At 40.9% G+C, this 24260-nt stretch carries 18 protein-coding genes; 10 read left to right on the top strand and 8 right to left on the bottom strand.

Annotated features, from left to right (window positions below):
* Positions 1 to 35: 35 nt before the first annotated feature.
* A complete protein-coding gene (gene folE, locus LPTSP_RS14345; RefSeq protein WP_207766621.1) occupies positions 36 to 587 on the top strand; it encodes a GTP cyclohydrolase I FolE in 552 nt (183 codons plus the stop codon).
* Here the strand turns inward: folE and LPTSP_RS14340 are convergent.
* Positions 544 to 1287, bottom strand: a complete 744-nt coding sequence (locus LPTSP_RS14340; protein WP_108929373.1) for a lysophospholipid acyltransferase family protein — start codon at positions 1285 to 1287, stop codon at positions 544 to 546. The genes folE and LPTSP_RS14340 overlap by 44 nt on opposite strands.
* A gap of 248 nt (positions 1288 to 1535) precedes the next feature.
* On the opposite strand from LPTSP_RS14340, the gene acs reads away from it, so the two are divergent.
* The 4 genes from acs (at position 1536) to mtnP (ending at position 6931) form a co-directional block, all read left to right on the top strand.
* The gene (gene acs / locus LPTSP_RS14335; protein ID WP_108929372.1) at positions 1536 to 3503 is read left to right on the top strand and encodes an acetate--CoA ligase; all 1968 of its coding nucleotides are present in this window, start codon (positions 1536 to 1538) and stop codon (positions 3501 to 3503) included.
* Complete coding sequence (locus tag LPTSP_RS14330; protein WP_108929371.1) at positions 3500 to 4297, top strand: cobalamin-binding protein; 798 nt, start codon at positions 3500 to 3502, stop codon at positions 4295 to 4297. Before acs ends, LPTSP_RS14330 begins: the two co-directional genes overlap by 4 nt.
* Positions 4298 to 4397: 100 nt before the next feature.
* A complete protein-coding gene (locus LPTSP_RS14325) occupies positions 4398 to 5987 on the top strand; it encodes a methyl-accepting chemotaxis protein (protein WP_108929370.1) in 1590 nt (529 codons plus the stop codon).
* An 80-nt stretch (positions 5988 to 6067) separates the two neighbouring features.
* Positions 6068 to 6931 (top strand): S-methyl-5'-thioadenosine phosphorylase, encoded by an 864-nt coding sequence (gene mtnP, locus LPTSP_RS14320; RefSeq protein ID WP_108929369.1) that lies wholly within the window; start codon positions 6068 to 6070, stop codon positions 6929 to 6931.
* Here mtnP and LPTSP_RS14315 read toward each other — a convergent pair.
* Both LPTSP_RS14315 and LPTSP_RS14310 read right to left on the bottom strand, forming a co-directional pair.
* A complete protein-coding gene (locus tag LPTSP_RS14315) occupies positions 6922 to 7779 on the bottom strand; it encodes an alpha/beta hydrolase (RefSeq protein WP_108929368.1) in 858 nt (285 codons plus the stop codon). The genes mtnP and LPTSP_RS14315 overlap by 10 nt on opposite strands.
* Positions 7776 to 9143, bottom strand: a complete 1368-nt coding sequence (locus LPTSP_RS14310; RefSeq protein WP_245915578.1) for an alkaline phosphatase D family protein — start codon at positions 9141 to 9143, stop codon at positions 7776 to 7778. Before LPTSP_RS14310 ends, LPTSP_RS14315 begins: the two co-directional genes overlap by 4 nt.
* A gap of 55 nt (positions 9144 to 9198) precedes the next feature.
* On the opposite strand from LPTSP_RS14310, the gene LPTSP_RS14305 reads away from it, so the two are divergent.
* A complete protein-coding gene (locus tag LPTSP_RS14305; RefSeq protein ID WP_167396442.1) occupies positions 9199 to 11001 on the top strand; it encodes a methyl-accepting chemotaxis protein in 1803 nt (600 codons plus the stop codon).
* Position 11002: 1 nt separating this feature from the next.
* Here the strand turns inward: LPTSP_RS14305 and LPTSP_RS14300 are convergent, their stop codons facing one another.
* Positions 11003 to 14932 (bottom strand): PAS domain S-box protein, encoded by a 3930-nt coding sequence (locus tag LPTSP_RS14300; RefSeq protein WP_108929926.1) that lies wholly within the window; start codon positions 14930 to 14932, stop codon positions 11003 to 11005.
* A 211-nt stretch (positions 14933 to 15143) separates the two neighbouring features.
* Between LPTSP_RS14300 and LPTSP_RS14295 the strand changes: the two genes are divergently transcribed.
* The 4 genes from LPTSP_RS14295 to LPTSP_RS14280 all read left to right on the top strand — a co-directional run bounded on the left by LPTSP_RS14295 (position 15144) and on the right by LPTSP_RS14280 (position 21203).
* A complete protein-coding gene (locus LPTSP_RS14295; protein ID WP_108929365.1) occupies positions 15144 to 18137 on the top strand; it encodes a DUF2339 domain-containing protein in 2994 nt (997 codons plus the stop codon).
* Entirely contained in the window at positions 18127 to 19011 is an 885-nt protein-coding gene (locus LPTSP_RS14290; protein WP_108929364.1) for a M48 family metallopeptidase, read from the top strand. Before LPTSP_RS14295 ends, LPTSP_RS14290 begins: the two co-directional genes overlap by 11 nt.
* A gap of 109 nt (positions 19012 to 19120) precedes the next feature.
* Entirely contained in the window at positions 19121 to 19804 is a 684-nt protein-coding gene (locus LPTSP_RS14285; RefSeq protein ID WP_108929363.1) for an SIMPL domain-containing protein, read from the top strand.
* Positions 19805 to 20042: 238 nt separating this feature from the next.
* Positions 20043 to 21203: a hypothetical protein gene (locus tag LPTSP_RS14280; protein ID WP_167396441.1), complete on the top strand. Its 1161-nt coding sequence runs from the start codon at positions 20043 to 20045 to the stop codon at positions 21201 to 21203.
* A gap of 139 nt (positions 21204 to 21342) precedes the next feature.
* On the opposite strand, the gene LPTSP_RS14275 is transcribed toward LPTSP_RS14280, so the two are convergent.
* The 4 genes from LPTSP_RS14275 to LPTSP_RS14260 form a co-directional block, all read right to left on the bottom strand.
* Complete coding sequence (locus LPTSP_RS14275; protein WP_439957015.1) at positions 21343 to 22260, bottom strand: SHOCT domain-containing protein; 918 nt, start codon at positions 22258 to 22260, stop codon at positions 21343 to 21345.
* Positions 22178 to 22438 (bottom strand): carbon storage regulator CsrA, encoded by a 261-nt coding sequence (gene csrA, locus LPTSP_RS14270; protein ID WP_020769544.1) that lies wholly within the window; start codon positions 22436 to 22438, stop codon positions 22178 to 22180. The genes LPTSP_RS14275 and csrA overlap by 83 nt, the downstream gene beginning before the upstream one ends.
* Positions 22439 to 22888, bottom strand: coding sequence for a flagellar assembly protein FliW (gene fliW, locus LPTSP_RS14265; RefSeq protein ID WP_108929360.1), 450 nt, complete (start codon positions 22886 to 22888; stop codon positions 22439 to 22441).
* A gap of 95 nt (positions 22889 to 22983) precedes the next feature.
* On the bottom strand, positions 22984 to 24249 hold the full coding sequence (locus tag LPTSP_RS14260) for a flagellar hook-associated protein 3 (RefSeq protein ID WP_008591782.1): 1266 nt from the start codon (positions 24247 to 24249) through the stop codon (positions 22984 to 22986).
* Positions 24250 to 24260 lie beyond the last annotated feature (11 nt).

The raw sequence follows: 24260 nt of genomic DNA, 5'->3' as shown, positions 1-24260 counted from the left end.
CATACATTTTTCAAAGCGAAGAACGGAGAGACACCTTGGAAAACGAAGTAACGAGTATATTAAAAGCAATCGGAGAAGATCCGAATCGAGAAGGACTTTTAAACACTCCTAAAAGAGTCCGAAAAGCTTACGAATTCCTGACTTCCGGTTATAGGGCAGACATAGATACGATTGTAAACGGAGCAATCTTCGAAGAGGACAGCCAAGGTATGGTCCTTGTCCGAGACATCGAAATGTATTCTCTCTGCGAGCATCATCTTCTTCCTTTTTTTGGAAAGGCTCACGTAGGTTATATTCCGAATAAAAAGATCATCGGGATCTCCAAGATCCCACGTATCGTGGATGTGTTTGCCAGAAGACTACAGGTTCAGGAAAGAATGACCGAGCAAATCGCATACGCCCTCATGGAAGTTTTGGATCCTTTGGGCGTTGCTGTAGTCATCAAGGCAAAACATCTTTGTATGATGATGAGAGGAGTCGAAAAACAAAACTCCGAACTTTTCACTTCTTGTATGCTCGGAGAATTTAAGACGAATATGGTAACTAGGAGCGAGTTTCTAGACCTAATCCGGACTGGTTCGACCTAGAAGATTTTTTACCTCTAAGTTCCTCCGCTTTTTGCTCTGCTCGATTTTTATTTTCGAGCATTGCCTTCTCTACTCTCAACCTTTCTCTTTCGAAACCGACCTCATCCAGATCTCTAGGGATCAGGATGGGTTCTCCGTAAGAGATCACAAAGGTTGTGAAAGGTTTCGGGATCCTGTGTTTGTCCCAGGACCTCTCAGCAATCCATTGTTTTGTACATTCATAATGGAAAGGTAAGATAGGAACTTGAGAGACCTGAGCTGCGGCTATTACCCCAGGCTGAACGATCAAAGCAGGACCCCTAGGTCCATCTGGAGTAAACGCTGCAGGAAGATTTTTTCTCAGGTGAACGATCATCGCCTTAAGAGCTTTAGAACCACCTTTGGAGGAACTCCCACGAATACTTCCGTTGCCGAATCTATGCACTACTCCGGTAATAAAATCACCATCCTTAGATTCGGAGATCAAAACGGCTAATTTACGATTCTTATTCAAATAAGGAGAATAAAGAACGTTAGTATGCCAAACGGAAAGGATAAACGGCTTCTTCAAAGGATAAAGAGAATTAAAATGTTCCTTTCCCAATTCCACCTTTTTCGAGGTGAGTCCGACGATCCTTTGTAAAAATACTACTAGAGTAGGTACTAACCAAACTAGGAACCTACGCTTGAAACTTTCCCGAACATCCAATTTTTCTGACATTGGGGCGAGCCTGCTGAAATACGGTCGGGGAGCATTCTTTTTTTCATAACAAGCAAGATTTTATGTTAAAAGTTTAAGCATGAGAGTAAGATAAAATTGGAAAATCCAAAACGATTGTTCGATTTTTTTGCAACAATTGAGCGACCCATTGGAAAAATTCTTTTCGCAATGTTTCCGTCCTCGGTTGGAGAATGACTGGACAATACGGAAATTAAAAAGTTTCGTATTCGATTGCGAAGGAAGAAGCCATGTCGAAAGAAAGAATCGTCCAACCGTTCGCTCATTTTAAAAAAACGGCGAATATCAGTCTCAAAGATTATAAGGCATTATACAAAGAATCCATCGAGAACCCTAAAAAGTTCTGGGCTAGAGAAGCTTCTACCCGACTGACCTGGTTCAAAAAATGGAACAAAGTTTTAGACCACGATTTTAAGAACGCAAAGGTAAAATGGTTCGAGGGAGGCAAGATCAATGTCTCCTACAATTGTTTGGACCGACATTTAGATTCTCCCCTAAAAAATAAAGCTGCGATCATTTGGGAAGGCGACAATCCCCAAGAATCCAAAACATATACTTATTACGATCTGTATCGTGAAGTGAATAAGTTTGCAAATGTTCTAAAAAATTCAGGGATCAGAAAAGGCGATGTGGTCATGGTCTATTTGCCTATGATCCCTGAACTCGCTATTACAATTCTTGCATGTACTCGTATCGGTGCGATCCACTCGGTAGTGTTCGGAGGTTTTTCTCCTGAGGCTCTGCAAAGTAGGATAGAAGATTGTAAACCAAGACTGATCATAACTTCCGACGGAGGTTATAGAGGTGGTAAAAGTTTAGATCTGAAGAAGGCCGTGGACACCGCTTTGGATCAATCTTCCGAAAAAGTAAATAATGTGATCGTAGTCAGAAGAACCGGCCAAGAAACGGAACTGAATTGGAAAGAAGGCAGAGATCATTGGTGGCATTATTTGATGAACGATCCTGAGCTTCCTGCGTATTGTAAACCGGAACAAATGGATTCGGAAGATCCTTTGTTCATTCTATACACTTCCGGCTCTACCGGAAAACCGAAAGGAGTTCTTCATACTACAGGAGGATATCTTCTCGGGGTCAATATGACCTTTCATTATGTTTTCGATATCAAACCCACTGATACCTATTGGTGTACCGCTGACATCGGTTGGGTAACAGGTCATAGTTATCTAGTGTATGGTCCTCTCTCTAATGGAGCTACTTCCGTCATGTTTGAAGGAGTTCCTACTTATCCTGATGTTGGAAGATTCTGGGATGTGATCGACAAACACGGAGTCTCAGTATTCTATACGGCGCCTACGGCAATTCGTTCTTTAATGAGAGAAGGAACAGATCCTATCGAAAAAAGAAACTTAAGCACTCTTAGATTGATCGGATCCGTGGGAGAACCTATCAATCCGGAAGCTTGGGAATGGTATTTTAAACATGTTGGAAAATCCAAATGTCCAATCGTAGATACTTGGTGGCAGACAGAAACTGGAGCCATCATGATCTCTCCGTTGCCAGGTGCAATCGCCCAGAAACCTGGATCTGCTACTCTTCCATTCTTCGGAGTACAACCTGTCCTTTTAGATGATGAAGGAAAAGAGATCAACTCCAAGGGAGAAGTTTCCGGCAATCTTGCAATCAAATCTCCTTGGCCTTCTATGATGAGAGGAGTGTTCAAGGACCCGAAAAGATTTTTCGATACCTACTTCTCCATTTATAAAGGTTACTATTTTACCGGAGACGGAGCAAGAAGAGACAAAGACGGATATTATTGGATCACAGGTCGCGTAGACGATGTGATTAACGTATCAGGTCATAGGATCGGCTCCGCAGAAGTGGAAAGCGCACTCGTAGAAAATCTTTCCGTAGCAGAAGCTGCTGTTGTAGGATTTCCGCACGATATCAAGGGCCAAGGAATTTATGCCTACGTTACAGTGAAAGAGGGTGTGGCCACAAACGATTCTCTTAAAAAAGAACTGATCGCGACAGTGGAAAAAATGATCGGAAAGATCGCAAGACCTGACGTAATCCATTGGGCTCCTGGACTTCCTAAAACCAGATCCGGAAAAATCATGAGAAGGATACTTCGTAAGATTGCCTCCGGCGAGTTCGAAGGTTTGGGAGATATCTCCACCTTAGCAGATCCAAGCGTAGTAGAAAAATTAATAGAAGATAAGAAGAAGTATCACAGTTGAGTAGAGTCGGTCCGCAAAGAATCGTTTGTTTAACTGAAGAGACTACGGAACTTCTCTATTTATTAGGAGAAGAAGATAGGATTGTGGGAATCTCCGCGTATACGGAGAGACCTCCTCAGGCCAAGGAAGAAAAGCCTAGAGTCTCAGCTTTTATTAATGGAAACATAAAGCGGATCAAGGATCTAGATCCGGACCTGGTGATCGGTTTCTCGGATATTCAGGCCCAACTTTCTCACGATCTTGTAAAAGAAGGTTTGAATGTTCTTATCACCAACCAACGGAGTTTGGAGGAAATTTTCCGAACTATTTTGATGGTTGGATCATTGATCGGAAAGTCGGAACAAGTTTCTAAACTCGTTGAATCTTATAAGAAGAAATTAAACGAGCTCAAAGAACGTTCTTCTTCTAAGCCTAGGCTCAAAGTATTTTTCCAAGAATGGGATCATCCGATCATCACAGGGATCAGATGGGTCTCCGAATTATTGGAGATTGTCGGAGCAGTAGATTGTTTCGGACATTTAAAAGAAAAATCTATGGCTAAGGACAGGATCATAAGTCTTCATGAAGTGGCGGATGCAAAACCAGATCTGATCATCGGAAGTTGGTGTGGAAAACCTATGGACTTTGAATGGGTCCGCACCAGAGAAGAATGGAAAGACATTCCAGCAATCAAAAACGATAGAATTTTCGAAATGGATCCTGCGATCATTTTGCAACCAGGCCCCGCCTTATTCGAAGAAGGTATCCTGGAAATGGATCGGATCTTAGAAGAAGTAAGATCTTCTCTTTCTTAAGATCCGAAAACGAGTATTAAGCGGACATTCTTCCGAATAAAAAAACTCCAACGTTAGTCTGACTAGGGAAATTCCGTCTATTGCTCTTATCGAGGTAAGAATGGAAACTTCCCATATACAAACTGAATCCACGATCTTACAGATCTGGAAGAACGGGGCCATCGTAATCAACCGGATCCGGCTGGGCCTAGTTTTACTTTTTATCGTTTCCTTGGCAGGAGCTTACAAAAGTTTTCAACCCTTACAATTTATGGTCCATGCGGCAGGAACTGCTTTTATGGGTCTCTACTGCATTTTCAATTTTATAGCAAATCGTAAAAGGAATATGTCCATCGGATTTCATAAAGTTTTTGTGTTATTCGATGTGAATGTTCTAAGCGCAACTTTGATCTTGGATACTTTCGTTTCCCCGGACGTAGCGGCCGGGACCTTAAAGAACGTAGTATTATTCTTCATTTATTTTTATATAATGATCTACTCCTGTCTTTTGGGAGAAAGGATCTTTGTTCTGATCGTAGGCGCATTCTCCACTGCAGGAGCAATTGTAGCTCTTGTATGCGCCCTCAAGAACGGTGCAGGATTTGTAATGGATGTGGAAGAAGCAAAACTTCCCTACAATCTTAGTGCTTCTACTGAGATCATAAAACTTGCATTCATATTCGTTGCGAGTGTGATACTCGCCCAATTGATGAGATTATTTTTGAGACTAACGGTAGAAGGAAACCGCCTCTATTCCGATTCTAAAGGTCTACTGGAAAAACTAAGCGAGAACCAAACAATCATCAAAGATTCTGCAATCAGCTTAGAAGATTCCATTGTCAAATTCGCACAATTCATCAATCGCACCGGAGAAAAGATGGAATCTCAAGCAGCTGCCTTGGAAGAAGTGAATGCCGTACTAGAAGAACTTTCCGCTGCTTCTACTAACACTTCTAGATCTATAGAATCTCAGAACGCAAGTTTAAGCGAACTTGTGGATGATTCTAAAAAGTTGGGAGATATAGTCTCGAATATCACAGGTTACAGCCAGGCACTTTCTTCATTCGCAAATGATAATAAAGCGGATATGGAGAATGTGACCATTGCTGCCGAAAAAACAAAATCCTATCTGGCAGACATCGCTAGTTCCTTTGACAAAGTAGATCAGATCAACCAGATCATGGGAGAGATCGCAGATAAAACGAACCTTCTCGCATTAAACGCCTCCATAGAAGCCGCGAGAGCAGGAGAAGCAGGAAGAGGATTCGCAGTGGTAGCAAACGAGGTCAGCAAACTCGCAGACTTTACTTCTGAAAATGCAAAGTCCATCTCTGCGATCGTAAGACAGTCCCAAAATTTTATCCAAGAAGCAAAAAGCGCTTCTGCGGAAACGGGAGATCTGACCGAAAAACAAAAATTTAAGATCTTGGAAACTTCTGACAGGATCGTCCAGATGAACAAACTTTATCTGGAGCAGACAAACATTATCCGCAAGTTCTTAAGTGAGCTGGAAAGTATCAAATCGGTTTCTAGCGAGATCTATGAATCTGAAAGAGAACAATCCTTGGGCCAAAAGGAAATGATCCGGACCATGTCCCAGTTAGAAAAAGATATTAATGAGATTAACGAAGATTCAGCCAATCTAAACTCGGAGATCGATCGGATCAAAATGAAAGCTTCCGAACTAAAAGTATTGAGCAATAATTCCTAAGCCCTTTTCGTTTCCTTCTTCTTTACAATCGAACCCATATTTCGATATATGGAATTTATTCCGATTGAGGGGAGAAGGATATGGGGACCAAAGTAAAAGCTGCAGTTATCGGAGGCACAGGTCTCTATAGTCTGGATGGAATGGAACTGGTCGAGGAAATCCTTCCGGAAACTCCTTGGGGCAAACCTTCCGACACGATCAAGATCGGAAAGATCCACGACAAACTAATCGCATTCTTACCTCGTCATGGTGTGGGACATTTTATCATGCCTCACGAAGTCCCTATGAAGGCTAATATCTGCGCACTTAAAATTTTAGGTGTAGAAGAGATCGTAGCATTCAGTTCCGTCGGAAGTTTGAGAGAAGAAATCAAACCTTTGGATTTCGTTCTTCCTAGCCAGATCATAGATAGAACAAGAGGAAGAGAGTCCACATTCTTTGGAAAAGGTGTGGTAGCTCATGCTCCTTTCGCAGATCCTTTTTCAAAAAATCTAAGCGATAGAATTAACAAAGCCGCTGCAAAAATAAATCTTCAGATCCACCAAAACAAAACTTTAGTTTGTATGGAAGGTCCTCTATTCTCCACGAGAGCGGAATCTCATATGTATCGTTCTTGGGGTGGAGACATTATCAATATGAGCGTTCTTCCGGAAGCGAAACTTGCAAGAGAAGCTGAGATCGCTTACCAAATGATCTGTATGTCCACAGACTACGATTGTTGGAGAGAGAATGAAGAAGCAGTCACCGCGGAAATGGTAATGGCGAATCTAGGAAAGAATGCGGAGAATGCTAAAAAACTATTGAGTGCTTTGATCCCGGATCTCGGGAATGGGGATGATCTAAGCTTAAAGAATAGTACTAAATATTCTATCATCACCGCTCCGGAGCGCAGGAATCCGGACACTGTTGCAAAACTGAAAGTATTATTCCCAGACTATCTCTGAGAATTTGATTTTCTTCGGTTCACGTGGACCGATTCTAAAATTTTCGCTAACCCTTTTTGGTACTCGGGAAAGAAGGAGAGATTATTATGATTTCCTCCTTCTATTTCCAAAAGTTCTATCTTTACTCCCGATTCTAAAGCTGTTTTGAATAATTTCTTTCCTTGTCGAAAAGGAATGATCTCGTCTTCGTTCCCATGTATGATCGTCGCAGCAGAATGTAATTTTCCGATCTTATTCTCAGACTTGAGAGAATAAGCCAAGAACCATTCAGGCACGAAAGGATAATATTCTTTTGCAAGATCCGCCAAAGAAGTATAAGGAGTTTCTAATATAATATAACCCGGATTTGTTTTGGTTCCTAAATCCGCAACAACCCCTGCTCCGATAGATCGCCCATAAAGGATGATCTCATTTTCTTTTTTTAATTTATCCGTTTTCAGATATTCATACCAGCGTTCCGCATCCTGATACATTCCCTTCTCAGTTAGTTTGGCTCTACTTTTACCATACCCTCTATAGTCGGTCATGAGAAGGTCCCAACCTCTAGGAACAAAGTCCTCGGCGACCCCTCCCCAACTTCTTAAACTTCCTGCGTTCCCATGGAAATAAAGAACTGCACCCTTAGAAGGACCTTGAGCAGGGAAAAATAATGCGTATATCTTCTCCCCGTTTTCCAGCTCCAAAGAAACTTCTTGGAACGTATAGGGAAAAGAGAAGTGAAAGTCTTCGGGCAAAATTTCAGGAAAGAAGATCAACTTGTCCTGATTAGAATACAATAAGCCGAAAAGTCCCAGAAAAACGATGAATATGATCGAGAGAAGATATAACATAAACTTTTGGATTTTCATTTGGCCTTAATTTCCCTAGACCAAAGCTCTTTTCCGGAAGAATCAAAAATTCTAAATACTAAGTTCCTTTGTTTTAATGGACCGGTAATTTCTATAGTCCCAAAATTCCTTTTATCATCCACAAGAGTACCTTCGATCCTTAATGGATTTTTTTCGGTAATCGGCGCATGAGTGGAAGAAGTTAAAGGTGAAACGGTAAAATCGTATATAGGATATTCGAATCCTTCCTGGATATATGATAATTCCGTAAAGTGTCTGTCTCCGGTCAAAAATACCAGGTTTTTTATCTTCAATTTGGAGATTTTGGAAAGAAGTTTTTCCCTTTCTTCCGCATAAGTGGAATAATTCTCGAATACTGACAACGGATTTAAGACCTGGCCTCCCACCACTACGAACTTAAAAGTAGCCTTGGAAAATGCCAAACCGTTCACCAACCAATCCAATTGTTCCTCTCCGAAGAAGGATCTAGATCCTGTTTTATTATCGTTTGCAGTCCTGAAACTACGATCATCCATCAAAAAGAATTGTGTATCTCCCCAAGTGAAGGAGCCGTATATTCCTTTTTTTGAATAGTTTGGATTTGCCCAAAACAGTTTGAAAATTTCATCTGCAGTTGCTCCCATCCAAAAAGAAGCGTCCCCATCGTTCGGTCCCCAATCATGATCGTCCCAAACTGCATAGTGGTGAACATTCGCGAGTAACGGTTGTAATTCGGCCAAAGATCTTTGTTCGGTATAACGATAAATGAAGCCTGTTCTGGATTCCCAATCAGGCTCTCTTAGATAAATATTATCTCCCATCCAAAGCATGAAATCCGGCTTTTGAGCAGAGATGGATTGGTAGATAAAATATTCTCCTCCATAAGGTTTTGCTTGGGTATCGTATTTAGGATCATTCACGAATGCACAACTTCCCAAAGCGAATTTGATATCGGGAGGCCCACTTTGCTTTCCGATCCAAATAGGTTGTGTCTTAAATTTTTGTTCCGACGCAGGTTCTTGGTATTTTCCATTTACATAAATTATGTATTCATATGTTTTTCCGGGTTCCAATACGTCCGCGATCAGATGGGCAACGTTCCCTTTATTGTGTTCTGTGTTTACTTCTCGAGTTATGTTACTTTGCTCGGGATTTCCGGAAATAAAATATTTCGCATATACTTTAGAAGGATTCTTAGTCTGGACCCAAATTTTTACTTCTTTATGGGTCGAGTAACCTAACATCGGCCCCGATCGAATACTAGAAGGCGAAGATGTGTCGATTGACTGACTTTTTCCATAAATTGCAAAATCGATGTAAAAGAATTCAAACAGTAAAATCAACAAAGAGGTGGATGATAAAAGCAATCTGCGTCTCATTGTCATGAAATATCTTGAAGCCTTAGGTTTCTTTCAAATCAAAAAAAGGAAAAGAACGGAAATGACGAGGGGAGAATCTAGAAAACTCAGATGGAGACTGACCTTGGGCCTGGAGCTATTAACTTCCGTTCTTGCGGTCCCTTTGGCTGTTTTGTTCATTATCGCTGCAGGAGCGTATGACTTCAATAAGGCGATCGCACTGATCGGGTCGTCCACAGTCGCATTGACCACATCTTATTTTTTCCCTACGCTTCGATTTTTGTATTTGGGAAGGCTCTTATCCAACCTGGAACCCAATAATTGGGAAAAGTTGAACACAAAAGGAAAGGTAGAAGTAAAGAAAAAACTTCTGAACTTCCCGTTACTCAACACCGGATTTTATATAGTGCAGTGGAGTTATGGAATTCCTACGGCTTGGAAAATTATGCATTTTTTCTTTATTCCGGAATTCTTCGAGTCGGCTCCTTTCTTACTCTTGCCTTTGATCATTTATCCTACTTTAGGAATTTCTCATTTCTTTTTGACCGAGTCAGTACTTGCGGAAGCATTAGAGTCGGACAGATTGAACGGACTTTCTCTGGAAGATAAAGATATTCGTAAAGTATCTATCTTTACTAGGCTCATTTCTACGATCGCATCTATCGCATTATTACCTGTAGTAATTTTTGGTTATCTTTTACTAGAAGAGACTTCCGGTTGGTTGAAACTGGGAGATGTTACCTTAGCGCTTTCTCTCACTATACTTTTTATGGTGATCACCCTTACCATTTCCTCCTACCTACTGGCTTCTAGTATCCGTAGGAACTCCAAAAACATGATGAACGCATTTGTAGAAATGTCCCAAGGTGAGTTGGAGATTCTACTTCCTATGGTTTCTACGGACGAATTGGGAAGAAGTAGCAAGATGCTGAACGATTTTGTGAAACGACTTAGGATCGTTGTTAAAACGGTGATCAAAGAGTCCGAAAAACTTTCTCAAAGTTCTAAAGTATTAGAAGAGAAAACGAAAGGTCTTTCCATAAAGATGCAAGAGCAAGCTGCATCCACTGAACAAATGAGTTCAGGGGTAGAAGAAATCGCAGCATCCATTCATTCTACTTCCTCCAGAGCGGAAAGCCAATCCAGCACCGTAGAACAAGCAACAGAATCTCTTGCCGAACTTGAAGATAGAATCCGTAATGTTCATACTTCCCTCATGGATACAAAAAATGACGCGGAAAGAATGAGATTAGAAACTTCTAATGGAGAATCCGCTTTAAAATCCACTCGAGATGCGATGGCAGAAATAGAATCTAATACCGCCAAAATGGAAGCTAGTGTGAACGTGATCCATGAGATTACCGATAGAATTGGCCTTCTTTCCTTGAACGCTGCTATAGAAGCTGCCCGTGCCGGAGAAGCAGGAAAAGGTTTTGCAGTGGTAGCCCAGGAAATTTCCAAACTGGGAGAACAAACCCAGGAGAATGCAAAAAGGATCAGGGCAACATTGGCAGAAGCGGTAAAGGCAACCAACTCAGGAAGAGAAGTTTTAGGAAATACTGAAGTAGCTTTCAGAAGGATTGGAGATACTGCTCAAAATACTTCCGAAAGAATTTTGCAGGTCTCTTCCTTATCCGAATCACAATTGGTAGCGAGTGCTCAAGTAAAAAATGCATTTTCGGAATTGATCCGATCCGCAGAAGAGATCAGAAATCATACGAAAGAACAATCGCAAACTTCTTTAGAATTTTCTAAAACGATCGGTAGTATTTCGGAAGCTACCGAATTTTTGAACGGGATAGTGACTGATATAGATTCTCTTGCGGAGAAACTTGCCCAACAAGCAAGCTCTTTGAGAAAGGAAGTGGAATTCTTTAAAATCTAACTCAGTTCTTAGGAAGAAGCACCTTAAACACTGTCTTTCCTGGTTTAGAGTTAAATTCTATCCTCCCTCCGTGCTTTAAAACGATCCTTCTGGAAATATCTAGTCCCAGACCGCTTCCTTCACCCGGGGCCTTGGTGGTATAAAAAGGATCGAAAATCTTAGATTTAATATCCGGAGGAATACCAGGACCATTATCCGAAATCAAAACGGAAACGTCCGAATCAGAATCCAAAATGGAAATTTTGATCTTTCCTTTGAACTGCATGGCTTGTAAAGAATTGTAAATTAAGTTTGTCCAAACCTGGATCAAATCATCCGGATACGCGTAAATAATCGGTCTTGCTTGGAAGTCTAATTCTACTTCGACCCCGTTTTTGATCTGATTATGATAAATTGTAAGAACAGTTTCTATATTCTCCGCAAGATCCGTTTCGATCTTACCTTCTCCTGAATCGATATGGGCAAAACTTTTAAGAGCATAAACGATCTTAGAAGTTCTATCCACTGCCAAACGAATGGATGCTGCGTTCTTATATGTTTGGATCTCTTCGATCGCAAAATCTAGGAGTGCAAGATTTTCCTTGGCCTCGAAAACTTCTGGAAATTCCTCCATGGAATTATATAACCCTACATCCATCAGTCTGTCGGCTAGATCGTAAGGATTTTCGAAACCAAGTTCGCTCAGTTTATTCTTTAATTTTCTGAGAACGTCCCTTCTTTCTTCTCTTGAGACTTGAGTTTCTTTACTAGCGATCCCTGCACGGATGAAATCACACAATCTTTTGATATAGCTAGGTTCTGCCTCTGCAAAAAATGGACGTAACTTTTTCAAACGGTCCGGCGAAGAATCCATATAAGCTCTCAACTCGCCGCTTAGAGCAGAGATCGCTCCCAACGGGTTATTGATCTCATGAGCGATACCAGCCACCAATTGTCCAAGGGCGGCCATCTTTTCGGAAAGAATGAGTTGGTCCTGGGTCTTTTTCAAATTGTCCAAAGCCGAAGCTAACTCGGAAGTCCGTATGCGAACTGCGTGCTCCAATTCTTCCTTAGCTTCTCTTCTTTCGGAATTCAATAATAGCTGAGTGACTTGTTCTGCAACTGTAACTACGAATTGTTGCTCATATCCTTTCCATCTTCTGAGACCACCTCTGTGTTCTAAGCAGATTACCCCGTAAATTCCACCTCTTAAAAAGATTGGAGCGTCCAACAAAGATTGGATGCCTAGAGGAATACTGTAAGTCTCTGCAAACTCAGAAGTCCTTGGATCGTTGACCACGTCGTATGCATCCACGAATCTTTCCGTCTTCATCGATGCAAAATATTTAGGGTGTTGTTTTAGGTCCATCGTAGCTGGATCCATATAGGTTTCGAATTTTTGATCCCAACCTGATACCAGAGACCACACAGTTCTTTCCTTATCCGAAAAAAGCCAAATGGAAGCACGATCACATCCCAATGTCTCGGTGCACATTCTAACTATATTATTCAAACCTGCAGATATATTACCTGTAGCAAAATCCGGATCAGTCGCCATGTTCAATAGAACTCTTGCCTGTTCGGAAAGTTTTATGTTCTCTTTTTCTTTTTCTTTAGCTGCAGCCTTTGCAGCGGTATTGTCCTTAGTGATTGCGACTATCGCAGGCCTTCCCATTAAGTTCACAATACGGCCGGAAAAAATAGAATCTACAGGAGTTCCGTCTTTTCGGATAAAAGGAATATCAATATCTCTTAATATTCCTTTTTCTTTCATCTGATCTATAAGTTGACGTTTGACCTTAGGATCGGGCCAAATTCCCAAATCCACCGAATTCCTTCCGATCGCTTCTTCTTTTGTGAATCCGAATAGATCGTAGAACATTGAATTCACGCTGATATATTTACCGGTTTCGAGATCGGAAATACAGATTGTATCCGGATTTAATTCGAATACTTTCTCGAATAGGTTTTTACTTTCTTCTAATTGAGCTAGATATTTATCTCTCTCGGATTCCGCTCGCTTTCTATCCGTGATATCGATTACCATCGACAAGAGAACCATTCGATCGCCCAGTCTAAAAATTCTATTTCCGCAAAGTCCATAACGTTCAGATCCGTCTGCATGGCCTATAGCTAATTCTATATTCTTACTCCATCCTGAACTTTCAAGTTCCGCTTTGATCTTTGCCCGGTCTTCTTTACTTTTTAGTACTCCTAACTCTACAGAAGTTTTTCCGATGATCTGCTCTCTTGTATATCCGATCAGAGCACAATACGCTTCGTTGATCTCCGTATAAGTTCCGGTTTCCAGATCAGATAAAGACACCGCAGCAGGATTCATTTGGAATATTTTTTCGAAGAGTTCTTTATTATGCCGGACTTCTGCGTTCAATCTTCTGGTCTGTTCTTCTGCCTCCAGACGTTCTCTGATATCCGTTGCAAGTGAGATAACATGTGGTCTTCCGTTTAATTTTACGATCCTTCCTGAATACAGTACAGGCATCGCAATTCCATCGGAGGCTCTGAAAACAGTCTCTATATTGCTGACTTCTCCCTTCTCATCTAACTGTTTATAAATTTCGGCCCTTCTATCCGGATCGTAATCCCAAACCTTGATGTCGGTAGTGAGCTTTCCGATCACTTCGGATCTTTTTAGCTTTACGAATTCTAAAAATCTTTCGTTCACATCGATGATCTTTCTGGAGATCAAATCGGTAAGAACTACCGCAGAAGGGATTAATTGAAATAATCTTTGGAAAAGTTCCTTACTTTTTTCAAGTTCGGAAGCTAAGCCTTCCAGGTCAGTCTGGGCATCTTTTATATGAGTGATATCGTGGCCAACCGCTAAGATCTTTTTTTCACCGCCAGCCTCTATTACTCTAGCGGAAAATAGAATAGATCGGATCTTTCCGTCGGAGGTTCCCATTTTCACTTCTAAATTATCTACCGCACCTTTTTGGATCAGTAATCCTCGGATGATCTCCCTATCGCTCAGATCGTAATACACACCCAAGTCCGCGGGAGACTTGCCGATGATCTCTTCTTTGGTTTTTCCAATTAAACTTAAGAACAGATCGTTTGCATCCAAATAGGCTCCATCCAATTTGGATAATGTAATCGCAGTGGGATTTAATTTAATGATCTGCTTCAGGATCTCCTGGTTCTCTTTCAGCTCATCCAGAAGTTTTTGTTTTTCTACTTCTTCTTTTACCCGATCCGTGATCGGCACAGTAATTGTAAGAAGTTTTAATGAACCTGCATATTCTATAGGGTGAGCGGAGAAAAGGCCCCAAAATTCCTCTCCAAGTTTATTCGTAAAACGTAATTCTATATCTCGAACAAAGCCTTCTTTTTTAATAGCTTCTACTATATTGGCTCTTGTCTCTGCAGAACTCCAGAAGCCCAAGTCTAAAGCGCTTTTTCCTACAATTTCATCTTCAGAATATTTTACCTGAATGCAAAACTGCCTATTTACTTTAAGATATTTGCCAGTTTCAATCTCTGTGATAGCCATAGGCAAAGGATTCATATCGAAAAATTTTTCGAGAGCCCTCCATCCTATCTCAGGATGAGTTATATCTTCTTTGGAAAGTTCACTTTGTTGTTTGGGAGAACGAATATGGATCCAAGTTGTAGTTTCTGCATCTGTTTCTCCTTGGATCTTAAAACCTTGGCAATAGAATGTCCTGATCTCTTTGTTCTTAAGTAAAAAGTAACCCAAATACCAATTGGTCTTTTCTTCCTTTTTGAGACTTTCAAAGATGCCGTTTCGGATATCGGAGATCAGACTAAAATCTATCTCTTTCAACTCTTTAGAAGAATAGCCCAATATCTGTAATGCGGAAGGATTCGCTTCGATCAAATTGCCAGAACTAGAAAATACAAGAACTCCGTCCCCGATCCTTTCGAAAAACTGCCTGAGGATATTGAGCTGTGAAAGGGAAGATTCCAAACTTTTATCACCGAGGGAACAAGCTCTCAAATACTAATGGACTAAATAACGCTAGAAACTACTTTTCCAAAACTTTCATTTTTTTTCGAAAATTCAGGAAAGTTATGATCCTAAAGGACGCGTTATTCGAAAAGGCCTACCTAAACACGCCAAGAAAACGGCTTAAAAATAAATTTACAATGAAATCGCGTATGCTGAACTCATTCCGCTTATGTATTTTTTGATCGGTTTGTTCGCATTTTTTGCCGGTATCTTCTACCTTATTATTCCCTTCGTTTTATTATCAAAGATCAACGGACTTTTAGAAAGGATCCAAGATCTGGAGAACCAATTGAAAGAAAGGGGACCTTCTGCTGTTCCTGAAACACAGGCAGAAAAGAAAAAACCTCCAATCAAAGAAGAAAAGCCAATCCTGGTAAAAGAAACAATTCCAGAAACCAAGAAGGAAGTCCCTTCTTCTAAGCCTGTTACAAAAACGCAAAAACCTGCAGCGGTTGTACCTCCAACTATTATAAAGCAAGAACCTCAACCTATTGCTAAAAAATCAGAGGCTTGGGAAAAATTCGAGAAGCAGATCGCGAACAATTGGACCGGGATCTTAGGAACAATCATACTCGTGATGGGTGTAGGATTCTTAGGGATCTATGCGGCCCTGAACATGTCTCCATTTTTCAGATTCTTAATGGTATTAGGGATCGGTGTAGGTCTATTCATAGTTTCCATTCTTCTAGTCAAAAAAGAGTTCTGGGTGCAAATCGGATATTGGATCCGAAGCGGTTCCGGTGCAGTTATATTATTCTCTTGTATTGCTGCAGTTTCAGTTCCCGGAATGAAATGGATAGAATCGGAATTTTATGCGCTCATCTTAGTTATTGTAGGAATTTCAGTAAACCTGGGACTTGCTTGGCAAACTTCTCAACAAAAGTTTGCGAGCCTTCATATTGTTTTAAGTTTAATCTCTCTGGCGATCCTTCCTTTAAGTACCTTGATCTTCTTCTTAGCGGTTGGAGTCTCTGCTTTCAGTGTGCTCCTATCTTATAGAACTAAATGGGAATTTCATTTAATACAAACCGCGATCTCCTTTTTAATTTTAAATTATCTTTATAAAGGACATTTTTCGGAACAACTACATGTATTGAATTCTACTCATTCCAGAACTTGGGGGATCTTAGGAACTCTTGCTGTTGGAATTCCATCCATCTTGGCTCATTATCGAAAAGTTTATTCTTCCGCAAATATCCAACGTCTTCCTTTTATCACTCATTTAATTATTTGGGCGGGGATCGGTTTAGGTCTATCAGTGTATTCCACAGGATCTAAATGGAATCCTCCCGTTTTGATCACTGTTTCTGTCGGGTTGTTTTTCTGGGCAAGAACGGCTAGAGAAAAATTAAACATACGATGGCTGTATCTTACAGATACTTTAGTATCCTTAGCACTTGCTTCGATCGGGATCATATTACTCAGTCGATGGGAAGTGGATCTATTCCTGATCAATGTATACATTTCTCTCTTATTCTCCATCTTCTTCGTGGTAAGTTCGGAAGAAAAAGAGAATCTACTCAAGAATATAGGAGTGGTGCTTCTTCATCTTTCTTGGATTCAATATATTCTTATTCTAATCGTAAAATACTTTGGTGGTGTCCATCTTGGAGCTTGGCCCGTGGTCATCACTACGATTGCGATGATCCTTCTGACATTCTTGATCCAATTCTATGATGAGATACGGAATAAGGAAAGTGCCACCGCAAGCGACGATATTTACGGAATAGGAGGAGATGATAGAATTTCCCCTGCCGGAATTTTTTCCGGACTTTTAGCATCCGCTATTTGTTTCCAATTATTCGACTGGAAATACTCGGAGCTATATCTTCCGGCTCTTGGAATACTTCTGCTGGTGATCCGACAAAACAGAAATTGGAACGGTTTAGGAGTTGGGATTTTCTTTTTTGTCGCCGCATTACACTTCGAAGTGATCTATAGAATTTATTCTTTGGAAAGATGGGAAGTTCTGCTAAGAGATCTACCTACGATCCTATTCTGCTTCTTAATGATACCTCTTTCTAAAGTAAAGATCGGTCCGGATAAGATCAGATATTTTTCTTCTCCCGGAGCGATCCTTTTCTCTTTGCATATCGTATTCTTGGCATATTGGACTACTCAAAGTATTTCTCCGTTTTTACCTGGGATACTATGGCTACTTCTTTCCCTGGTTTATCTCGAGACTAAAAACTTTTTCTCTGAAAGAGAAAAGAAATGGGAGAATACTTGGAAGTCATCCATCAATTATGCGGGATCGGTCTGGCAAATTTTTGCATTAATATTTGTAGGATTGTTTTTAGGAGCTCATATTCTGGTCCATCTTCAATCGGAATTATACGTAGGCATATTCAAGATCAGATTCCTGATTCAAGCTTTGGCAATTGGAGTATTTTTATATTGGGCAAACAGTCCGAAGCCTAAAAAAGAAATTCCGAATTATTGGAATTCTATTTTACCTTTGTTCTGGGAACTGACAGGGACCTTTATCACAGCAATCATTGCATTAGAAATTCCGAATACATGGCTACCGGTCGCTTGGATCGTTTGGGCATTCTTCCTAAATCAGATCAGTTCAAAAACCTCTTGGGAAATTTCGAGATTCAGATTTTATTCCCTCTGCTTCTATTGGTATTCCTGTATTCATGTGGCTTTCATTTCCAGTTCGGCTTTAACTCCGTCCGAATATTGGGCCAACCAAGAATGGCTCGGAGGACTTATTGGGATTGTATTGCAGATCGCATACTTAGTAAGGATCCAACTTCTGCCTCCTTTCCAAGGAATAGAAATGGAAGGTTATCCTGGAAAGATCAGAACACTTTCGGAAAAGCTGGATCAAAGATCTGACAGTGTCATATTCTATCCTTTATTCGCAGCGGGAGCATTCTTCCTTTTCTGGAGTTTTGATTCTTCTCTATTAACTCTATTATGGATGGTAGAAGTGTTCATCGTCTTCCTAATGGGACTCATTCTGAAAAAGGAACATTTCCGTTATGTGTCTTTGGTAGCAATGATAGTATGCCTGCTTAGGTTGATCTTCTGGGATCTTTCTCAGTCTTCCACAATCACTCGTGCGTTGGTATTCCTAGGAGTTGGAGGAATACTCATCCTGATGAACACTCTTTACGGCAAATTCGGAAATAAGGAGAAAACAGATGCTCCGTAATCGATTATTATTCTTTGTTATACTTTTAGTAGCGGGAGCAGCTATTTCATTTTTGGCTGTAAAGAGTAAGGCAAATGTAGAAATGCCCGCCACTCTTTCTCCTGCATTTCAATTATTGGGAAAACCGATCAAAACATTCGATCGTTCTCTTACAAAGCTTATGCCGATCAGCGACCTGGATGAAAAGAAGCTGGGAGATTCCGTTGCATTACGTTATGAATCCTATGCGGATGAAAAAGATCCTGATCTGATCTATTTGAGAAGTTTGGTCTCAAACCTTACAATCGTAAAAAACAAAGGATTCGAATATAGGATCTTTATAATGGATTCTTCCGTTCCAAACGCATATGCGATGCCTGGAGGGATCTTGTTCGTGACTAAGGGACTTCTTTCTATGGTAGGATCAGAAGCAGAACTGGTTGCAGTGATCGGGCATGAGATCGGACACGTAGAGCTTTCCCACTGCATGGATATGGTCAGAGGGGAATTATTGGCAGGAAAGATCGGTGCCTCTACTTTAGGAGAGCTGGCAGATCTAACTGCAGCATTACTTTTAAGACCTTCTTTTGGTAAAAACCAAGAAGACGAGGCAGACTCCTACGGTTACGACCTATTGCTCAGGGAAAGTTACGACCCGTTCGCAATGGGAAGGACTTTCCTAAAGTTACAAGAAGAAAGCGGTGGAAAAGAAAATGCCGCTTCTCCTATCCAAGAGTATTTTATGACACATCCTTACCTTTCTCATCGTTCCGAAAAATTTACGGAGAAGGCGAAACGAGAAGGCGAAGGCAAATATTATGTAGGAAAGAAAAACTTAAAAAAACGGGTAAGCCGTTACCAAGACGAATTGGATAAAGAATTCGTAAAGTACTGAGAAATTCTCCTTACAAATTTCAATTTTTATAACTTAGAATTAAATCTAAAAATCCGGAACCGTTCGGGAATTTTCACGAACGGAAAAAGGTCTTATCTCTGGAGTTTTTATGAAAAAAATATTATTCGGGTGCATATTATTATTCTCTAGTTTCGCTTCCGTATTTGCAGAACAGGAAAAAGTCCTGATTGTTAGTGGTTTCTCCAAAGTGGCGGTCCCTGCAGAGCTTGTAGAGATACGTATCGGAGTAGAAACAGAATCTAAAACAGCAGAAGAAGCTCATGAGAAAACTTCAGCAAAGACCGATTCTCTTGTAAAATATCTTAAAAAGCAGTCCTTACTATCGTTACAAACGGAGGCAATCCGTCTGCAAACAATATACGAATATCCTAAATCTGGAGCAAGACAGATCAAAGGTTATGTAGCGTCCAATACAATCTTAATAAGAGCTAAAGTAGAATCTGCAGGCAAACTGATTGATGAGTCCATACAGAATGGAGCGAATCAAATTATAGGTATCCGATTGCAGGCAACGGATGCAAATTTAGAGAAGGCTTCTCAAGAAGCTTTGCAGCTAGCGGCAAAGGATGCTCGCAAAAAAGCGGATATTATTCTCTCCGCACTGGGCTTGAAATTTAAGGATTTTGTAGAGATAAGAGCGGACTTTCAAGAAATTTCCGAACCACTCCCTGTCATGGATGGTTTTCAAACTATGAGCGCAAAATCTGCGACTCCAATCGAGGCTGGAAATTTATTTCGTGAAGCAAAGATCTTATTGAAAGTTTCTTATTAAAAAAACTGCAAATAAGTGAAAAAAATCTGTCTTTTCAATCGGTTATATGGGTATGGTATTTATGGATTGTTACCTAAGTACCAATAACCCGGTAAATAGTTAACATATATCCAATTCTCTTCACTATTCTCACTACGTGAGCGGCCCTTTCGGGGGCCGCTCCGGTCTTTTGTTTTTTGTCTTGCTCTCATCCAGATTAATTGGTGTTTTGGGAAAAAAATTATTACTCTGGCACCTCATGACAAAAAAGATTCTAGCTATATTGGCAACCTATCTAGTTTGCTTTTCCTTGTTCGGACAAACACCAAATCCGAATAATCAAAAGCAGCCTAAAAATCAACCTACGAATAACAACCAACAGCCACCACCACAAGACCAAGCTCCGATCGGTGGTAGCAGTTCTTCTTCCCCCTCCTCAAGTAATGGAAACGCATATGGAAATGGTTTATTACATATTTTAGAATTAGATGGAGTCGCTGGAAGTCTGAACCAAGGCGGACCTCAATCTATTAACGGAATCTTAAATAGTGTAAGGATTGCAGGAAGCGCGTTGGGAGGAACACCTGAATTCTTCAAAGAAGATAGTAAGACTACTCCAAGCGGCGGATTCCCTAAGATCAGATATTCTCACCAGCTATCTGATAATACATTCATCGGTATCGTTGCTTCTTTGGGAGAAAAGTCTACGACGGAAACCACCACTACTAGTACTTCTAATAGATATACCACTGATAAAATTACCACAACCACCAACGAGTGGAAGGTAAAGTACGGTTGGGGGCCTTTAAATTTAAACACTTCGAATAATGTAAGTTACGAATTTTCCATCGGATATGGACAAGCAAAAACAAGTGGAGACTATTCCAACCTCGGGATCAAACTTCCCGGTTTTAGCTCAGGAAGTTCGGATGGAATTTCAGGATTTGCGATTGGATTCGGAGATCTCAGATATAATATCACATCACTTTCCTTGGACTATGGCGTTGCGGTTCCGATGTGGAGTTGGATGAACTGGTACTTCCGAGGTGATACAAGCTTTTTCTGGGGAACTATGTCTTTGAGTTCCGCTCAGATCGGTGTGGACACAGGAGCTACTGCAGGCGCGTATAACGGTCTAGACTTCAACGCATTCAAATCCAAGGACGGATTTTTTGCGGGAGCATCCGGATTTACGATGACTTTCGAATCGGGTTTCGTAATTAAACCTTTCGAAACATTCGGCATCCGATTCGGTGGATTCTACCAACTTACCTATTTCAGTGTAGGAGAAGTTAAAGGACCTTCCATTTCCGGAGGCCAAGTTGTAGAAGCAGGAGCTGTGCCTAACTTAAGTTCTACTACCGATAACGAACAATTCGGAAACTACGGAGGAACCGTAGGATTAGTTAAAAATCTATAGTCGGTAATGCCGGCTTCAGGAGCGAAGCGACTATAGTCCGCAACGCGGGCTTCAAGAGCCTGGACCTTTTGGGACAGGCTCTTATAATATTCTTCTTGATAAGACCCGGATGCTGAAAAAGTTTCCGGGTTTTATTTTATTATAAGTCTTTCAGAATTTCCGCCTTCTTCCTTTCGTATTCTTGTTTAGAGATTAATCCCTTATCTAATAGTTCCTGCAAAGTTCTTAGGCGGTCCTCAATCGTTTTAGGGACTTTTTTAGTCGTAGCTCCAACATTCTTCTTAGAAGCGTTCGCTGTCCAGAAACCGTTTCTCACAAGGATGCGATTTTTTACTTCTTCTCCTTCTGTTGCGAATATAAGATATTCTAAACCTTCCGGACGCATCTCAGGGAGATAAATAGAATTACGGGAAGAAGGTTCCGGCTTTTGAATAGGTACTAATGTCCAGTCCCTAAAAGAATAAGCGGTCTGAAAATCGAGGACCTGCCCTATTTCAGAAAATTCTAATACAATTCCGTCCAAACTATTTCTTATATAAAAAATTGTTCTTCTGATCCTAAGTCCAGGACGGATCGGATCTTCTCTTTTGATAATCACTTGGTATGCTTGCGGAAGTCCGTCCGGAATTTCAGTCTCTGCCCTGTATAATAATTCTCCCAGACGAGAGGATTCTTCTTCCGTAAATAATCGAACCGGCTCCGAGTTTAGAACTCCCGTATCCGCAACTCCGGTGAATTTAAAAAGTTTTTCCCATCTGGAAAGAAACTCCCCCTTATCTAATTGGTCCGGCCCTGCACCGGTCAATACTCCGGAAGCGATAGGCAACCAAGTCTCTGCTTGTAAGAAGATAGGTGACTCTGAGCTTTTTTTAAGATAATATAATACGATTGAATCCGAAGAGGAAGCCATTCCCTTTCTTTGGGAAGACAAACAAGAAATCGTAAATAGAAGGGTAAGAAAGAAACTTAGAAGATTAAGATTTTTCTTTTTTGCCCGAATCGGTTTTTTTAAGCATGCTGCCAATTTTTCCCAATTCCTCCGGCTTAATTTTCGCACCGGCGGCCTTCTTATTCTCAGCCTGGATCTCACGATACACTTCCGCTCTGTGAACGGAAACTTCTTTAGGAGCCTTGACCCCGATCTTTACTTGATCCCCTTTGATATCCACGATAACGATCTCAATATCGTCACCTATAATGATGGATTCATTTGTACGCCTAGCTAGTACGAGCACTTAGGACATCTCCACAGTGGCGCTTTCCAAAATTCTTTCACGAACGGAGTGAATCTCATTACGTGATACGAATTGGCGACCTGTCAAATCCGTCTTATTAATTAAAATAGGGCCCTGTAGGTTTGCAGTCATGGAAGCCGGATCGTCGCTCGGAATCGTCACAATGACTAAGGTCAAAGCTTCTGAAACATCCTGCAACCCGATTTGAGAAAGTTCTTCCTGGCTTAAAAGAGGTTTATATTCTTTTTTAAATAAAGAAGGGGGAATTACTACGAAAGCAAGGTCCACTTCGTCTATGGACTGCAACCATTTGAACACGGACTCTTCATCTTCTTCGATTAAGGCGAAACTTTTATATCCCCCGAAACCTAGAAGTCCTTCCGGAAATTTGATAAGTTGTCGCTCCGAAACTTTTATTTTTCCGAAAGGTTTACTTTGGATCTCAATCATCGACCGACCTGTTTTTTAGAGCATGGCTCTAAGTTTATACTTTTTTCAAATCTCTACAAGAAGAATTCCCCGATTTAAATATCGGGGACTCACTCTTATCTTAGAAAGTCCATCAAGGTAGGTTTGATTACCTTGGAACCTACGTTAAGTGCATATTGATGGATCGTTTCCAGCCACTTCAAATTCATGATAGTTTCCGGGAAATCAATTCCTTCGTTTTTAGCAAGTAACTCGGTCATATACGATTTATCGAAGGAAACTCTTTGAGAATGTTCCTCCATACGATTCATCCTTGCGCCTACTATGGATCTATAACGGAGAATATTTTCCAACGCAAGATCCAAGTCCTGAATATCACGACCTGAAATTCTCTCTTGGTCTTTTTGGATCAAATCGTTCCTGAATTGGATGAGCACATCGAATACGGAAAGTCCTGTTACAGTTGCAGACTTACTGTAATTATTAGGAGGTTCGGAATTGCCCGAGTCGATCAAACCGATATCTCTCAGAACAGTTCCTCCATCCACATCCTCCAACCAGATCTGGTGAGGAGCAGTAGAACTAAGACTGATATTGTCCTGAGCGAGTTTATTCGCCTTAGCTTCGATCGGAGAATTATTGATCTTGTCTATGATATCGTCTATCGTATCGCCTGCAGAGACTTGGATCTCTACTCCGTCGATCTTGAACTTTTGATCGGAGACAGCAACGTAACCTGAGTTATCCACACGACTGGTAACACTCATGTTCGTTCCCCAGAACACTTTGTTTCCAGGAATAGTAACAGGGATATATTCTCCCTTTTCGATCTCTCTGATCTGCTCTCCGATATCTCCTCTGTATTCTACTCCGATGTATTGGTTCTTTAATTCCAATCCTTGGAGTCCTTTGATCTTAGATTCAATCGGTTCAAAAGGAGGTCTTTCGATCACATGGCCACCAAAAAGTGGTCTTCCTGTGGCATCTCTTGTGTTCGCAATATCGACTAACGCTCTCAGTAATTCGTCTATCTCTTTACCTACGGCAACTTCCAATTCGAAACCTTTGTCTCCTTGGTAGATACCGTTGGAAGCTTGGACTGCAAGAACTCTCGCCCTTTGGAATAAGTTCCCTATCCTGTCCAATTCTCCGTCGATCTGTTGCAATCTTCCGAATCCGTCGTCGATATTCGCCTGGAAAGTATCCAACTCGTTCATCCTGGATCGGAAAAACATTTGGTTGGTAGCCCTTCCAGGATCATCGGAAGGAGTTCTGATCCTTTGTCCTGTACCCAATTGGTTTTGGGTTTCGTCCAAAGACAACTGATGACGGTTCAAAGTCCTCACCAGACTGTTATTCTGCATCATGTTAGTGATCCGCATCATGGCTTCGC

Origin of the sequence: Leptospira johnsonii (assembly GCF_003112675.1) — a bacterium.
Classification (GTDB): domain Bacteria; phylum Spirochaetota; class Leptospiria; order Leptospirales; family Leptospiraceae; genus Leptospira_B; species Leptospira_B johnsonii.
This window is presented reverse-complemented; position numbering and strand designations above follow the sequence as displayed.